This is a genomic window from Runella sp. SP2 (assembly GCF_003711225.1).
Classification (GTDB): domain Bacteria; phylum Bacteroidota; class Bacteroidia; order Cytophagales; family Spirosomataceae; genus Runella.
On the sequence record NZ_CP031030.1, the window covers coordinates 4653767 to 4666673 of the forward strand.

At 44.4% G+C, this 12907-nt stretch carries 13 protein-coding genes; 10 read left to right on the forward strand and 3 right to left on the reverse strand.

Going from position 1 to position 12907, the window contains the following annotated elements; translation table 11 throughout:
• Window positions 1-6 precede the first annotated feature (6 nt).
• The 8 genes from DTQ70_RS18590 (at window position 7) to DTQ70_RS18630 (ending at window position 9938) form a co-directional block, all read left to right on the forward strand.
• Window positions 7-1491 carry a hypothetical protein gene (locus tag DTQ70_RS18590; protein WP_122932197.1) on the forward strand — a complete coding sequence of 495 codons (1485 nt, stop codon included), beginning with the start codon at window positions 7-9 and terminating at the stop codon, window positions 1489-1491.
• 12 nt (window positions 1492-1503) lie between these two features.
• Window positions 1504-2904, forward strand: coding sequence for a hypothetical protein (locus tag DTQ70_RS18595; RefSeq protein WP_122932198.1), 1401 nt, complete (start codon window positions 1504-1506; stop codon window positions 2902-2904).
• Between the two features lie 12 nt (window positions 2905-2916).
• Window positions 2917-4401, forward strand: a complete 1485-nt coding sequence (locus tag DTQ70_RS18600) for a hypothetical protein (RefSeq protein ID WP_122932199.1) — start codon at window positions 2917-2919, stop codon at window positions 4399-4401.
• A gap of 115 nt (window positions 4402-4516) precedes the next feature.
• Window positions 4517-5452 (forward strand): homoserine kinase, encoded by a 936-nt coding sequence (locus DTQ70_RS18605; RefSeq protein ID WP_122932200.1) that lies wholly within the window; start codon window positions 4517-4519, stop codon window positions 5450-5452.
• 34 nt (window positions 5453-5486) lie between these two features.
• On the forward strand, window positions 5487-6971 hold the full coding sequence (locus tag DTQ70_RS18610) for a M28 family peptidase (RefSeq protein ID WP_122932201.1): 1485 nt from the start codon (window positions 5487-5489) through the stop codon (window positions 6969-6971).
• Window positions 6972-7013: 42 nt separating this feature from the next.
• A complete protein-coding gene (locus DTQ70_RS18615; protein WP_122932202.1) occupies window positions 7014-7241 on the forward strand; it encodes a hypothetical protein in 228 nt (75 codons plus the stop codon).
• Between the two features lie 439 nt (window positions 7242-7680).
• A complete protein-coding gene (gene galU, locus DTQ70_RS18625) occupies window positions 7681-8556 on the forward strand; it encodes a UTP--glucose-1-phosphate uridylyltransferase GalU (protein WP_122932203.1) in 876 nt (291 codons plus the stop codon).
• A gap of 47 nt (window positions 8557-8603) precedes the next feature.
• Window positions 8604-9938, forward strand: a complete 1335-nt coding sequence (locus DTQ70_RS18630) for a sigma-54 dependent transcriptional regulator (protein WP_122932204.1) — start codon at window positions 8604-8606, stop codon at window positions 9936-9938.
• A 34-nt stretch (window positions 9939-9972) separates the two neighbouring features.
• Here the strand turns inward: DTQ70_RS18630 and DTQ70_RS18635 are convergent, their stop codons facing one another.
• Window positions 9973-10347: a PIN domain-containing protein gene (locus tag DTQ70_RS18635; protein ID WP_122932205.1), complete on the reverse strand. Its 375-nt coding sequence runs from the start codon at window positions 10345-10347 to the stop codon at window positions 9973-9975.
• 4 nt (window positions 10348-10351) lie between these two features.
• Complete coding sequence (locus tag DTQ70_RS18640) at window positions 10352-10585, reverse strand: hypothetical protein (RefSeq protein ID WP_122932206.1); 234 nt, start codon at window positions 10583-10585, stop codon at window positions 10352-10354.
• Window positions 10586-10737: 152 nt separating this feature from the next.
• On the opposite strand from DTQ70_RS18640, the gene kdpF reads away from it, so the two are divergent.
• Both kdpF and kdpA read left to right on the forward strand, forming a co-directional pair.
• On the forward strand, window positions 10738-10818 hold the full coding sequence (kdpF, locus tag DTQ70_RS18645) for a K(+)-transporting ATPase subunit F (protein WP_122932207.1): 81 nt from the start codon (window positions 10738-10740) through the stop codon (window positions 10816-10818).
• A 10-nt stretch (window positions 10819-10828) separates the two neighbouring features.
• Entirely contained in the window at window positions 10829-12562 is a 1734-nt protein-coding gene (gene kdpA / locus DTQ70_RS18650) for a potassium-transporting ATPase subunit KdpA (protein WP_122932208.1), read from the forward strand.
• Here the strand turns inward: kdpA and DTQ70_RS18655 are convergent.
• A complete protein-coding gene (locus DTQ70_RS18655) occupies window positions 12549-12905 on the reverse strand; it encodes a DUF6516 family protein (RefSeq protein WP_122932209.1) in 357 nt (118 codons plus the stop codon). The two genes, kdpA and DTQ70_RS18655, sit on opposite strands and share 14 nt — an antisense overlap.
• Window positions 12906-12907 lie beyond the last annotated feature (2 nt).

Sequence of the window (12907 nt, forward strand, 5' to 3'; positions counted from 1 at the left end):
ACAGCCATGAAAAAAGCATTCACCCTCCTCTATTCGACACTCGGCCTTCTGCACTCGACACTCCTATTTGTCATTCTGACCCTCTTTTTTGTCATTCCGACCTTAGGAGGAATCTCCACCGCCTTTGCCCAAGAAAGCGCTGACTCCGTACGCATTTCCCACTCCGAAGAAACAGGTACGCTCGAAAAACAGCGTTTTATCGACCGCTACGATTATGTGTTTATGACGAAGGTGCCTACAAAGTGGATGGGAAAAATATTTACAAATTTGAGTGCATTTGAAGTACCAAAATCCATTGACAAAGACTACTTTAGAAATAACACCGACTTGCGTGTAGGGATAGAACACAAAGTAACGCCTTCTTTTTCAATAGGTTTAGACATTGCTAGAAACCAATTTTCGCCCTTTCGAAAAGCTTATTTTTATGATAAAAATCCATCTAAGGCATACATCTATTTATTCGGCCTTAACCCACCTGTGGCTCGTTGGGTTACGTCAGTCGATTTAAAATGGTACTACAACATGGCATTGCGTATTCGGCAAGGTAAGAGTGTGAATAATTTTTCTGGCAATTATTTCTCACTTAAATTTGAAAAGGCGTGGAATGAGGAAAATTTTAGAACCCTTTTAACGATAAACAACGCTACTGATTATTATGCCCAATATTATTCTCATCAGTTTAGTGTATCTTATGGAATACAACGTCGTTTTTTCCAATTTGGACTTGCCGACTTTTCCATTTCTTTAAATAGGAACACAGACCAAATTGTTCACCGTAAGTTAAGTTCGCTAGACGGCAATACTCCCGTTCAATTCCCCCTTCAATGGAGTACTATCAAGCAAGATGTTTTCTACAATCCAGACAATAATTGGTCTATTACCACCAATTTCAAAGTCGGCATTGCATTCGCAGATATTGTTCAGGGTTTACACACCCCTCACTGTGAAGCCTTTCACTGCTTGGTAAACGAACAGTCTTTATGGAAAATTAGCTGGCCGCAACTACGTTTAAGTCCTGTTTCTCAAACTATTGATGGTAGCCTCGGTTTCGAACAAAAAATCTTCCACTCTTCTTTTTCGCTAAATACATACTGGAACTATTCGCTAAACCACCTCAGGCAAGATAGTTTTTTCGAAACAACCCCTACGCTACCATTCACTTATAACATTGTCAACTACATCAACCTCCAACCACGATGGTACTTTCTAATGCGCACACTCAATAAAGCTGGTAAAGCAGGGAATAACCTCTCGGGGCCTTACGCTGGTTTCAACATACTCACTGCTGGCGCATATGACAAATACAAAACACTCCGACTACCATTTCGCTACTGCTATACAGGGATATTGTTAGGTTTTCAACAAAAAATATTTGACCGTGGCTTTATTGACATTAGCCTTACTAAGCCCTTTCATGAATCAACTCAAAGTGTGACCGCGTTGTACAACAAAAAACCAGTTTTTGATTTCAAACTCGGCTTTGCCCTCTAACCTCTCAGCGCCATGAAAAAAGCATTCGCCCTCCTCTATTCGACCCGCTGCCTTCTGTATCTGCACTCGACACTCCTATTTATCATTCCGACCTTAGGAGGAATCTCCACCGCATTTGCCCAAGAAAGCGCTGACTCCGTACGCATTTCCCACTCCGAAGAAACGGGAACGCTCGAAAAACAACGTTTTATTGACCGTTACGATTACGTGTTTATGACCAAAGAGCCGACGAAATGGATGCTGAAAGGATACTTATCAGCTAGTCCTATACCCAGTTTGCAATTAAGAGGGCCAAGCAATGAAATCTCAGGAGGTTTACCTAGTTCATTGTCCTATGCATTCGGGTATGAACATAAAATCGGTTCATCGTTCTCCATTGATGTAGGTTTAAGTGGGGGCTATGTTTATGATTTCCAATGGTCATCTCATTTTGCGAGTGCCGAAGTCCGCTGGTTTTACGACATGAAAAAACGCTTACAAAAAGGTTTGCAAGCCAACAACCTGACAGGTTCGTATGTAGGCTTTAGGTACGGACAAAGTTTTGACATCCCCTCTATTAAAATTGTAAGCAAGCTGGTCGAATTACCATTCATCGGAAACCAACCCAATGGATGGTACAAGAATTCTCAAATTTTTGTTTTGAAATTAGGTACTCAAAAAAGGTTTTTCGAGCGAGGATTTGCGGACTTCTCGCTCAATATCGGACGCACTACCTACGATTTGGCCTTGCCCAATCAATCTAGTATCAATATTCCCGCTCCTAAAGATGAGTGGTTTCTATTTTCGGATGTAAAATTCGGTTTGGGATTTACTGCGGCCAAAAAAACAGCAAATCTCAAGGCCAGCGATTGCAACATTTGGAAGTGCTTCAAAGAAGAAAATCAACTTTTTAAAATCAATATCGCCGCACCTTTCACCCTTACTAATCGCCAATTGAACTTTTCCTTACCCGTTTCGTATGAAAGAAAAATTGCAAAATCAGCGTGGTCAATCAACACTGAGTTAAATCTCTCTCTTTCGTATTTGAGCCGCAAGGCACTCCAATCATTTGGATCACAGTTTTTCGTCGCTGGCAGTGCCATTTTAGTACAGCCTAGGTACTACTACAACCTCAAAAAGCGAATAAGAGAAGGGAAATCAGCCAATAACCTTTCAGGCAACTACTTTGCTATTATGGGCAGTCAATTGTTGTCATTTAGCGACATGGATTATAACCCTATTTTTCAAGTAAAACGAGAAACACGCTGGTATAACACCAGAGCCGCCTACGCCACTTGGGGAATGCAAAGAAGGATATTTGAGAAAGGTTTTTTTGATTTTCAGCTCGGATTAGTTTACAAGGAGCGCTCCACCACCAGGCATCAACCCATTTTTGAACCTTATAGCAGTTTCAAACTCGGCTTCGCCCTCTAACCTTCCACAGCCATGAAAAAAACATTCTCCCTCCTCTATTCGACACTCGGCCTTCTGCACTCGACACTCCTCTTTGTCATTCTGACCTTAGGAGGAATCTCAACCGTATTTGCCCAAGAAAGCGCTGACTCCGTACGCATTTCCCACTCCGAAGAAACAGGTACGTTCGAAAAACAGCGTTTTATTGACCGTTACGATTACGTGTTTATGACTAAAGAGCCGACGAAGTGGATGTTGAAAGGCTATGGAGACATCAATAACTTACTTGCTTCTCACCCCTTTAAAAGAAGCTACGTAAATCATGTCGTTGACTTTAGATTAGGCGCCGAATACAAGATAAGTCATTCTCTTTCGATTGGTGTTGACGTAACTCGCCTTTCCAATCGTCCTGTAACTCCCGACGGACTTACCGATTACTCTGACTTGTATTCATCTGGCTCTAACAAAAACTGGGCAACATCAGCAGAAGCGCGGTGGTACTATAATATGGTTTCTCGCATTAGAGAAGGCAAAAGCAGCAACAACTTCTCTGGCAATTATGTATCTTTTAAATATGAAAAGGTTTGGCAAAATAACGAATCTATTAGAACTACTCTCTCTGGATTCAATGGAAAATGGGATACCGATTATTTCAGTAACTATTACAATTCCCAACTAAGCCTGAGTTACGGGATACAACGACGTTTATTTAAATATGGACTCATTGACATGTCTCTGTCATTGAACCGAAGAACTGACCAACAAGTCCACCGACAACTGACCTTTTTGGATGGAGATAATTCTGTGAAACAGCCCGTTGATTGGAACAATATTCGCCAAAGTATTACTTCAGCCCCTCAGCACAATTGGTCTATCACCACCCGCTTCAAAATAGGGATAGCACTAGCTGATTTTAAAAAGACGGCAAAAGTGCCCCGTGACGTGTTTAAGTGCCTTGAAAACGAACGTAGTTTGTGGAAGTTCAACTGGCCCATAATCCACCTAAGTGCCTCTACCCAACTATTTCATGGAAGCATCGGGTATGAACACAAAATCGCCCAATCGCCGCTATCCATCAGCTCGTATTTGGACTTATCAGCATCCAATGCTTTCCAACAAAACGTATCATTCTATAACCCTGAAACAGGAACGTCTTTCAGAGGAAATAGTCAAGGAGTGATTTTGACGGCGAAGTTGGCTATTCAACCGCGTTGGTATTTGCTCATGAATCGCCAAATGCGTTTGGGTAAATCTGGTAATAACCTGTCAGGGCTTTATGCGGGGCTGAATACCATTTTTTTCGGTTCACATAGCTCTGCCAAAACCGAGCTTTACAAAAATTCATTCACCTTTACTCCTGCGTTCATCAATACAGGGTTACTGCTAGGCTACCAACGAAAATTATTCAAAAATGGCTTTGTTGACCTCAACCTTACAAAGGGATTATTGGACAGAAAACCCTACGTTTTGGGTATTAGTAACTTCCTTCTTGACCTCAAACTCGGCTTTGCCCTCTGATTAACATTTTCTTCTGTTTTACTCCTCACGGCACGGCTTTTGAAGTCGTGCTGTTTTTTTAGGTTTTTATGTACTTTTGTCAAATTATCATTCCGCCTTATCATCTGATTGACACATGGATTACATTAAAGCATTTGCCCCAGCTACTGTTGCCAACGTAGCCTGCGGGTTTGATATTTTTGGATTTGCTCTCGACCAACCTGGCGACATCGTCGAACTTCGCAAACGCGATGAACCAGGGGTGGTTATCAAAGATATTATCGGCGACAACGGCCGCCTCCCCCGCAACCCCGAACGCAACGCCGTGACGGTGGTCATGCTCAAGTTTTTACAACACATCGGATCTAACCAAGGTATAGAGGTAGTTTTACATAAAAATATGCCATTGGGCAGCGGAATGGGCTCAAGTTCTGCAAGTTCGGTCGTGGGTGTATTTGCCATCAATGAACTGCTGGGAAGCCCACTTTCTCGCCAAGAACTCCTGCCGTTCGCCATGGAAGGGGAGCGCATTGCTTGCGGAGCCGCCCACGCCGACAATGTCGGGCCTTCGCTTTTGGGAGGTTTTGTTGTCATTCGTAGCTATGCACCCCTCGACGTTTTTAAGGTAAAAGTTCCCAACGAGCTTTACTGCACCCTCGTCCATCCCGATGTGGAGGTTAACACCAAAGACGCGCGCTACATCCTCCGCAACGAGGTTTCGCTCAAAAATACCATTTCACAAATGGGCAACGTAGCGGGACTAATTGCGGGCTTGATGCAAGAAGATTACGACTTGGTCAGTCGCTCCATGGTCGATGTCATCATCGAGCCTGTACGTTCGATTTTGATTCCTGAGTTTGACCACGTAAAACAAGCCGCCCTCGACAACGGCGCTTTGGGTTGCAGTATTTCGGGAGCTGGGCCTTCGATGTTTGCCTTGAGCCGTGGCCGCGAAACCGCCGACCGCGTCGCCAAAGCGATGAGCGAAGCCTTTGGCAGTGTGGGTATTACCACCAAAAGCTATGTTTCACAAATCAACCAAGACGGCCCCAAGATTTTGGAGAGTGCTTAATCCCAGTCACTATAAACCAATCATCAACATTTTCATGCGTTCTATCGTCCAAAAAACAGCCATTGCTTTCGTCCTCGCATCGCAATTTGCGATAGGGCAAGCCCCTAAAAAACTACCCGAAACCCAACATCCTCGTGCCGAAGTAGAAATGCACATGCGTTTTTTAGCATCGGACGAATTGCAGGGACGCCGCACGGGCGAACAGGGGAATTTGGTGGCTTCACGCTACATCGCCGAGCAATTTCGCGTATTAGGCATTAAGCCCGCACCTGGCCAAACTGACTACTTACAGTTGGTTCCTTTTGTTAATCAAAAGTCGGCCAAAGAAGGCGTACTTATCGCTAACAACGACACGTTACGGGTCAACAAAGAATTTGTGATTTTGGGAAGTGGTGCCGCCAACCTCACCGCCGACATCGTCTTTGTAGGGTATGGATTGGCAGATGATTATAAAACCGACGTAAAGGGTAAAATAGTGGTGGCTCAAATTGGCACTTCCGAATCCAAAACGCCCCAAGAGCTATTTACCGCCTCCAACGAAAAGCGTAAACTTGCCACGCAAAAAGGAGCGGCGTTATTGATAGAACTGTTTACCGCCCAAATCCCGTGGTCGTTTGCTTCTCGCTATTTTGGCGGGGAAAAAACAAGCATAGACAACGGCTTGGGCGATGCCGTGGCGCACGTGTGGGTCAATGGACAACAAAAGAAATACGCCGATTTGTTTAAAAGTGGCGCTACGCAGGCTACCTTCAAAACCACTGGCCGCGAGCAAACTGCTGTCAAATCGCACAATGTAGTGGGAGTAATTGAGGGCACCGACCCTGTCCTTAAAAATGAGTACGTGGTCGTAACCGCGCACTTCGACCATGTAGGGATGGGCAAAAAAGGCGGCAATACCTACACGGCTGCCGATAGTATTTTCAACGGTGCGCGCGACAACGCCTTCGGAACGGTAGCGATGCTTACAGCGGCCAAAACCCTTTCGCTCAAACCCACCAAACGTTCGGTTTTGCTCATCGCTTATACGGGCGAAGAAATAGGTTTGTTGGGCAGTAAATACTACGCCGACCATCCGCTTGTGCCGCTCAATCAGTGCGTTTTTAACCTCAACAGCGACGGTGCAGGCTACGCCGACAAAACCCTCGTATCGGTCATTGGGCTTGACCGTACCAACTGCAAAGCCGAAATCGAAGCAGGTTGCAAAGCATTCGGACTAGGCGTTTTTGGCGACCCATCGCCCGAACAAGGGCTGTTTGACCGCTCAGATAATGTAAGCTTGGCGGCGAAAGGCATTCCAGCCCCCGATTTCGCCCCAGGTTTTAAGAGTTTTGACGGAGAAATTGCCAAGTATTACCACCAAGCCGCCGACAATCCTGACTCGGTCGATTTCGATTATTTATTGAAATTCTGCCAATCGTTTGCCTACACGGCTCGCCTCATTGGCAACAAACCCGTAAAGCCTTACTGGATCGCAGGCGACAAATACGAACCAGCCGCTAAAGCATTGTATGGAAAGTAAGTAGTTGTTTTTTGTTAATTTTGTTAAAAACTATGTTCATTCATGAAAACAGTTGACCAATTGCCACTTAATGAAGTGCAACTTAGCTTACTTAGGATGTTTGCACGCCCCATGTCAGAGGATCAAACATTAAAAATAAAGCGAGCACTTGTTCAGTTCTTATCTGATGAATTAGACAACGAAATTGAGAAAGTCGTCAAACAAAAAAATATCACAGACAACGACTTTGAGAAGCTTCGTAAACAACACCAACGTACTCCTAAAAAATGAGAGTTGTTATTGATACGAATGTTCTGCGCACTACCATTAAAAAGGGCAATTTTGAACGATTTATCTATGATGCTTTCAAAGCAGAGGTCTTTGAATGAGTAGTAAGTACGGAGATTTTAAATGAATATCACGAAAAATTAACTGAATTTTATTCATCAGAAACAGCAGATTTGGTTCTAAATATCCTCATGGCTGCACCAAATGTACTTTTTTCAGAACCTGCCTTTCGCTGGAATCTTATTGCTGATGACCCTGATGATAATCGCAACGGCGCACCGTAAGTTTTCCGACTTAGCTATTTCAACAAATGCCTTCTGTTTAGTCAGTTTCGACCGCCACTTTAATGTCTTCAACGAACTTACTTTTCCAAAACTTAAAGTTGTTAAACCAAAAGAATTTAAAAAAATAATCAATTGGCCTTAGTGCTCTCCCCCCCACAATGATTCGTAAAGCCGTTATACCCGCCGCAGGTCTAGGTACTCGATTCTTACCTGCTACCAAGTCTCAACCCAAGGAAATGCTTCCTATCATCGACACGCCTACCATTCAGTACGTAGTGCAAGAAGCCGTCGATTCGGGAATTGAAGATATTCTTATCATCACAGGCCGTGGCAAACGCGCCATCGAAGACCACTTTGACCGCAACGTAGAGTTGGAAGCGAAGTTGGAAGAAAAACAAGATGAGCTACTTTGGAACGAAATGCGCCGCTTGTCCGACATGGCCAATATCCATTACGTTCGTCAACGCGAAACCAATGGCCTCGGAGATGCCATTTATTACGCCAAACAACACGTTGGTAACGAGCCATTTGCGGTACTTTTGGGCGACACCATCATGGATTCGGTGATTCCTGTTACGCAACAGCTTATCGATACCTACGAGCAGTACCAAAGCACAGTCATCGCCGTAGAAACCGTTCCTCGCGAAAAAGTAAACCGTTACGGGATTGTAGGCGGCGACGCTTTGAGCGAAACCATTATGAAACTCGACAGCCTCGTCGAAAAACCTTCCATCGAAGCAGCGCCGTCGAACCTTGCGATTGCGGGGCGTTATATTCTTTCTCCCGAAATCTTTACGGCGATTGAGCAAACGGGCAAAGGAAAAGGTGGCGAAATTCAGTTGACCGATTCGTTCCAAATCTTGCTCCGTCGTGAAAACATCTACGCCCACCGCATCGAAGGCGAGCGCCACGACATTGGCAACAAACTTGATTTCTTGAAAACAACCGTCAAATTTGCCCTCAAACGCAAAGAGTTCTCAGCTCCTTTCTTGAAGTTCTTACGTGAGACGTTGGCAGAGTACGAGGGTCAATAAAATGTTAATTGTTATCCGTTAACTGTTAACGGATAACATTCCTACCTATGGCAAACCTTCTCCTCATCGACGACGAAGTCAAACTACGCGGGTTGCTCAAGCGAATCTTGGAATTGGAAGGCTACCACGTCAGCGAGGCTGGTGATGCAAAATCGGCCAGACAATTACTTGAAAAACAAGACATTCAGGTAGTTGTCTGCGACGTAAAACTACCCGACGCCCACGGGGTAGAATTGACAAAACAACTCAAAGCAAGTTTCCCACTCGTCGAGTTTATTCTGCTCACTGCTTATGGCACTATTGCCGACGGCGTGCAGGCTGTTAAAAATGGCGCTTTTGACTACCTCACCAAAGGCGACGACAACGACCGCATCGTTCCGCTAGTGGCACGAGCGGTAGAAAAAGCCGAACTTCAACAGAAAGTAAAACGCCTCGAAGAGAAGGTTCGCCAAAAAGTAGGGTTTGAAAGTATTATAGGCACATCGTCCGTAGTGCAACAAGCCATTTTGCTTGCTAAAAAAGTAGCCCAAACCGACACAACTGTTTTGCTTTTGGGAGAAACAGGAACGGGAAAAGAAGTATTTTCCCAAGCTATTCACCACGAAAGTCCACGGCGAGACAAGCCCTTTGTCGCGCTCAATTGCAGCGCCTTCAGCCGAGAAATCCTCGAAAGTGAGCTTTTTGGACACCGAGCGGGGGCATTTACGGGCGCTTTGAAAGACAAAAAAGGATTGCTCGAAGAAGCCCACGGTGGGACGCTATTTTTGGACGAAATCGGCGAAATGAGCCTTGACCTGCAAGCAAAACTTCTACGCGTACTCGAAACCAGCTCGTTTTATAAAGTGGGCGATACCAAACCTACGAACGTCAATGTTCGTTTTGTAGCCGCTACCAACCGCAACCTACGCCAAGAAGCCGAGCAGCAGCACTTCCGCCTTGATTTGTACTTTCGGTTATCCGTATTTGAAATTCCCCTACCCGCGCTTCGCGAGCGTCCGAGTGATATTCCGCTTCTGGCTGCTTATTTTGTGCAGTTATATGCCAAAAAAATGAACCGTTCGGCTCCATCAATTTCTCCCGAATTTCTTCAAAAGCTGGCTCAACATTCGTGGAAAGGCAACATCCGTGAATTGAAAAACGTGATTGAACGAGCCATTATCCTGTTGCCTCCTCAGTCAGAGTTGACACCTAATGAACTGCCTTATGATATTCAGGGGGGCAATGATTCTTCGTTTCAGGGCATAATAACCCTCGCCGAACTCGAAAAACAGCACATCCGCCGCATTCTTCAACATACCCAACACCAAAAACCCGAAGCAGCCCGCTTGTTAGGCATCGGACTTACTACGCTTTATCGTAAAATTGAAGAGTATGGGTTGTAGGAGAACTACATCTTTCTTTGAACATTTAGACGTGTTACTCCAAATTAGGGAGCAAAATCACATTGAGCAAGTTATCTAGGCTAGCAAAAGCTAAATCATTAGTAATAAGATTAAATCCCATATTTATTGCCGTAGCGCCAACGATAGCATCTACCAGTTTCAATCTAGTACTCAATCTTATCTTTATAGCTTTTTGCTTTATTTCTGGAGAAAATGGAACTATCACACAATCATCCAGTAATGAACGAATAATTCGGCGCTGTTCTTTATTAATATTAGGCTTACAAAGCATTTCCATCTCAGTCATCTCCGAGATGAACACTAGCTTGTTATCTGTTAATTCTGCCACCATTGTATCTCCGCCCAAGAGTCTAATAAGTGCATTGGTATCTGCAAACACAGCATCCATAAAATTACTCCCTCCTCAATTCCTGTTGATAAACAAGAGGGTCTTGGCCCCAGTCTAGTTTCCCAAGGTATTTTTTTGCATTAAACCTCTTTTTATCCTTCAGTTTTTGAAGCTGGTTTTCAATATCCGCTTTGGTAGCATTCGCTTTAATTGTTACTGTCATAATCCACCATTTTACACAAATATACATTTTAAATTCTTTTTTCGCCTTTTTCAAAATGAAAAACTCTTTTTTCATTTTGAAAAACTCCCCTTTCTCCTTTCATCGCCCCTAAACAGACAACTCCCTAATTACAAACCATTTACACAAACACCCAAAGCTATGGCACAGCTTTGGCATCTATGGCTATGTCCGCATAAGCGGTTTTGACTTAGCAAAACGATAGCCTCATGTTCCTTCTATTATTCATCCTCGCTTTGGCCGTCTTTGGCTACTTAGTGTACGTCTTACTCAAGCCCGAAAAATTTTAATCTTACTCCTATGTTGTACGAACTTCTCGGTATCACACTTATTTTTGGTTTGACTGTCCTGCTAGCATTGCCCCTCGGGCGCTACATTGCCAAGGTATATTTAGGTCAACCCACTTGGTTGGACTTTCTGTCTCCGCTCGAAGAATGGGTTTATAAAATCTGCCGCATCAATCCCAAAAAGGAAATGACGTGGCAAGAACACCTTGTCGCGCTGCTTACCATCAACTTTATTTGGTTTTTCTGGATGATGTTCATTTTAATGAACCAAGGCTGGTTGCCACTGAACCCTGATGGGAACCCCTCCATGAGCCCAGATTTAGCTTTTAACACCGCAGTTTCATTCTTGGTCAACTGTAATTTACAGCACTATTCAGGCGAAACGGGAGTTACGTATCTTTCGCAACTCGCTGGGTTGATGTTTATGCAATTTGTGACGGCTGGAACGGGCATGGCCGCGGGCGCCATCGTGTTTAAAGCGATGAAACCCAGCCCCCTAACCCCCAATGGGGGAATAACTGTCCCCCCATTGGGGGTTAGGGGGCTGGGGAATTTCTACGTGTATTTCCTAAAATCTTGTACCCGTATTCTACTACCATTATCCTTAGTTTCAGCACTTTTGTTGGTGTTCAACGGTGTTCCTATGAATTGGGAAGGGAAAGCCTCGATTGTCACAATGCAAGGTGATTCCGTACAAGTATCGCGCGGGCCTGCCGCCGCCATGATTGCCATCAAGCAAGTCGGAACCAATGGAGGTGGCTGGTTTGGGGTAAATTCAGCTCACCCCTTAGAAAACCCCAGCTACTTCACCAATGCCGTCGAAAATATTCTTATCCTACTCATTCCCATTGCGTTTGTGTTTGCGTTAGGCTTCTACCTCAACCGCAAGAGACTAGCTTGGATGATTTTTGGCGTGATGACCTTTGGCTTTTTATTGATGGCGGGAGCTTCGGTTTACGTCGAAATGCAAGGAAATCCCGCTATTTCAGCATTGGGAATTGACCAATCACACGGGAGCATGGAAGGAAAAGAGACACGTTTTGGAGCGGCCGCTTCAGCGTTTTGGGGAATGGCTACGACTGCGACTTCCAACGGTTCAGTCAATGCCATGCACGACAGCATGACCCCACTGTCGGGCGCTTTGCAGATGCTCGATATGATGATCAACGCTCTTTACGGCGGGGTTGGGGTTGGCTTTCTCAATTTCTACATTTTCATCATCATTGCCGTATTTATTTCGGGGCTGATGGTAGGCCGCACACCCGAGTTTTTGGGTAAAAAAATTGAGGCAAAAGAAATGAAAATTGCCACGTTAGTCGCGCTGCTTCATACGTTCTTGATTTTGGCATTCACAGCTTTGTCTAGCTTTGTTTTTGTTCAAAACCCCAACATTGGATGGCACAACAACCCTAGCTTTCACGGTTTTTCAGAAATGCTGTACGAATACACCTCGTCTTCGGCCAACAATGGTTCAGGCTTTGAAGGGCTTGCCGACAACAACCCTTTTTGGAACATTACGTGTGGAATTGTATTACTTCTAAGTCGCTATTTGCCCATCATCGGCCCAGTAGCAATAGCGGGTATTTTAGCCAACAAAAAATACATTCCCGAATCCTCAGGAACGCTCCAAACCGACACCGCGACCTTTGGTTTTATGGTATTGGCCGTCATCTTTATTGTTGCTGCGTTGTCGTTTTTCCCAGCGTTGGCACTTGGGCCACTGGCAGAGTATTTTACGTTGCGCTAAGTTGATTGGAAATATAAATCAGTACTTTTTGAATGGTCATCGGCTCGGAGGATAACACATTGGTTTCAGCACCGACATGTTTATGAAAAGGGGAGGTGGAAAGGTTGGGGTACTCATGTGCATTGTCCCAACGCACAATTAGAGAAGCATCAGGTCTTTGCCATTGGTAACCATAATCGATTTTATTTTCTTCAAAGACAGTAACTTCTTTAACGTAAAGTGTGCTACCATCTATCAAATTAAGCTTGTATTTCAAAATGTAAATGCGCGGAGTTAACAGTTCTTTGATTAGAGTGGAGTTTGTAAGAACAGCCTCAAAAGCAGCTAAATCGGGTAACGGCATTG